The sequence below is a fragment of the Nitrospira sp. BLG_2 genome (genome assembly GCF_049222245.1).
Window position 1 is genome coordinate 1 of sequence record NZ_JBLYIG010000457.1, and the last position, 2863, is coordinate 2863.

The window sequence follows — 2863 nt, forward strand, 5'->3', positions numbered from 1 at the left end:
GAAGAGACGAGAATATGGCGGAGGCCACCGGACTTGGTCTTAAAGCTGAACTCAAGATTGCGGACCGGCTCGCCGGCTTGCACCCGTTGAATGAGTCGCGCTCTATCTTCCTGATTCGGCCAGATGCCCAGCATCAACGTGGTGCTGCCGATCACTTCCTCGCGACGAAAACCAAAGAGCTGCAAACAGGCGTCGTTTACTTCTAGACAACGACCGGTTGCCACTTCCGTGATTCCAATCGGGTGCGGACTTGTGCGGAAGGCTTTCGCAAATCGCTCTTCGTTCTCGCGTACAGCTACCTCGGCTCGTTTGCGCTCGGTCATGTCCTGCACGATACCGGTCATACGAATAGCCTTTCCTTGGCCGTCATAATGGAAACGCCCGCCGGCATGCAGGTAATGCAGGTTACCATTGGGATGCCGAAAGCGATACTCGTCCGCATAGTCAATCGCTCGTCCCGCCATGGCTTGCTCGAGTTTCTGCCGAACCCTCGGCCGGTCGTCGGGATGCAGCAGATCGATGAAGACCTCCATCTTCTCACCGAAACTTCCGGATGGAAGACCAGCCCAGCCGTTTATCCCGCCCCACCATTCCACTCGGTCGGCGGCGATATCCCAATCCCAGATCGCGCAATGGACGGCTTCGGTCGCGGCCGATAATTGACGCTCGGCGCGGGACAGTTTCTCGGCAAGCCGAATGTTGTCTCGCTCCTGCTTCGCAAGTTTCAGCAAGGCCCGCACGGTTCCGATGAGTTCTTCTTCCGCCGGTTCAACCAGATATGTATCGGCGCCCATTTCCAGGCCCTTCATTCGATCCGGCCCGTTCATGCGAGCGGCGGAGGTTTGCAGTATCTTCACGAACTTGGTCTCGGATCGAGTCTTGAGCTGCCGGCAGGCATCGAAGCTGTCGATGTCCGGCAGATTGGCGTCGAGGAGCACCAGATCCGGAAGTTCGGCGGTGGCAAGCATGAGCGCGTCGGCTCCGTTCTCCGCTTCAATGATTCGGTAGCTCTGCCGACTGAGCAGGCGGCGCTTCATGGACATGGTAATGGGATCGTGATCGACAATAAGGATGGTCGCTGTGGTCGGACTGGGGCTCATGAAACTCCTTCTGATCCGTAGCGCCTTGAATAATACAAAGTGACGAACAAATCGATCTCAAGGGTGAAGCGAAACTATTCCGGCATACTTTGGATGTCGATGAAGAGTGAGGTTACTGCGGGCCGCAGTATAGATAAAGGCATGAGTATGAAAACTAGGGATGTTCCTAGGTGGTGGATTTGCAGCAACGATATACGTCGCCGATGCGGTTCTGGCTAGCCCCCCGGCGTGGACGGGTTTCAGTGACGATTGGAATGTGTCATGCCTGACACGTTCACTGGCAATTCACGTCCGGCCCTTCTGCTCTTTGCTGCTCGCCGAGAGGAGACCGGCGCGCGATCCGCCCGTCTTCCCTCCTTTACCGCCCCTGCCCTCGAACCGCTCGTCCGATTCTTCCGCCGTTGGAGGATAATTCTCCCGCGACAGACGATGTTCCCTACGAGAGCCGGCAGAAGGCGGCGGTTCGGCTTGAACGGCAGCCTTCTCGTGGACCTTGTCCTGGCGGTCTTGTTCGTCCTCCAGCGGGAAATGCGATATGCCTGCTTCCGCTGCTTGATCCTCGCGTCGTGGTTCACTCATTGATGGTACTCCTCCTTCCCTATCATCGGGTCCTTCAAATAATTACACTGACCGTGCAAGGTCGATTCCAACTTGTTCCCACTTGGTATTCCTTTCTCAGGCTCCAATACGCGATGCGTAACCTTACTTGCCTGGACAAACTTTCCCCTCACTGACTACTTGTCCCGGAAGCTACGATGACATCCCGCCGAATCTTTCATTTGTGTGGCGGGGAACAAGGAATGCAATCAAGAACGAGAGCGGTGGTGTCGCAGTTCCGCCGCCAAAGCCGACTCCCTTGCCGCCTTCGCCAGTGCCGCCGCCGCAACCGGAGCCCATTCCTCCGGTGATGCCTCAGCCGCCGAGAAGCCATCCCTAGCGAGATATGGCGACAATAGAGACCGTGAGCAACTAGAACCGCGCCAGCATTGCCGCCGAGATCACGATGGCCAGTCCGATGAGCAGCGAAAGACGAGGCAGCCAGCGCGCGGTCCTGAAGACAACCTGCTCTCCTGCTGTTCGCTGGGAAATCGGTATGGCACTGACCCGACTGACCTGAGGACCGAAGACGAGATCATGGAGGAGAGTCAAGAATACCAACAGTGCGACCAGGGTCAACTTCACGGCCACAATCCCCGGCCAGGAGGCCGGACTGGTCACATGGATGCCCCGCAGAGACAACAACATCGGGCCGGTGGCGAGCAATACCCCAATGGCAACCCACACAATAGGGCGAAATCGTAACGCCGCGGATCGAAACAGCGCCATGAATTCCGGCGCCGCCTTCCGGCCTCTGACTAACGGAGCCAAGACTAATGAGAGGAAGACCATCCCTCCGATCCACGTCACGGCGGCAAGGATGTGTAGGACAACGAGGGTGGAGTACATGCGGCTCATCATAGTCGATCGGGGCCGAAAATCGCCATGCGTCATTCGCCGAATATTGACTGAGCATCCGTGATGGAATGAATATGAGCCGTACCCAGACGAAGACAGGAATAATAGTCATCGGCTCTATTGAAAGCTCCAATGACGATTTGCCCTATTCCAGCGCTGAACCTCTCAGCTGTGATCCGGTGTTGCGCAGGCGAAGCGTGTATTCTGTCCGGTCCGCTCGAAGGCATCCACCAGACGCGGACAACGGTTGAGCCGGGAAAGAGGAAGTCATGAACCGGCAGACGGATGGAGGGAGCCGATGAAGCCGC

The 2863-nt window shown here is 57.1% G+C and carries 4 protein-coding genes; all 4 read right to left on the reverse strand.

Annotation, left to right across the window (positions count from 1 at the left end):
* The coding region (locus tag ACOSYY_RS12400) for a PAS domain S-box protein (protein WP_421662750.1) at window positions 1–1100 on the reverse strand (1100 nt) is incomplete at its 3' end.
* Window positions 1101–1385: 285 nt separating this feature from the next.
* Window positions 1386–1679 carry a hypothetical protein gene (locus ACOSYY_RS12405; protein WP_421662752.1) on the reverse strand — a complete coding sequence of 98 codons (294 nt, stop codon included), beginning with the start codon at window positions 1677–1679 and terminating at the stop codon, window positions 1386–1388.
* Window positions 1680–2069: 390 nt separating this feature from the next.
* Window positions 2070–2546, reverse strand: coding sequence for a hypothetical protein (locus ACOSYY_RS12410; RefSeq protein ID WP_421662754.1), 477 nt, complete (start codon window positions 2544–2546; stop codon window positions 2070–2072).
* Between the two features lie 41 nt (window positions 2547–2587).
* Window positions 2588–2863, reverse strand: a 276-nt coding sequence (locus ACOSYY_RS12415) for a hypothetical protein (protein ID WP_421662756.1), incomplete at its 5' end; no start/stop codon positions are given.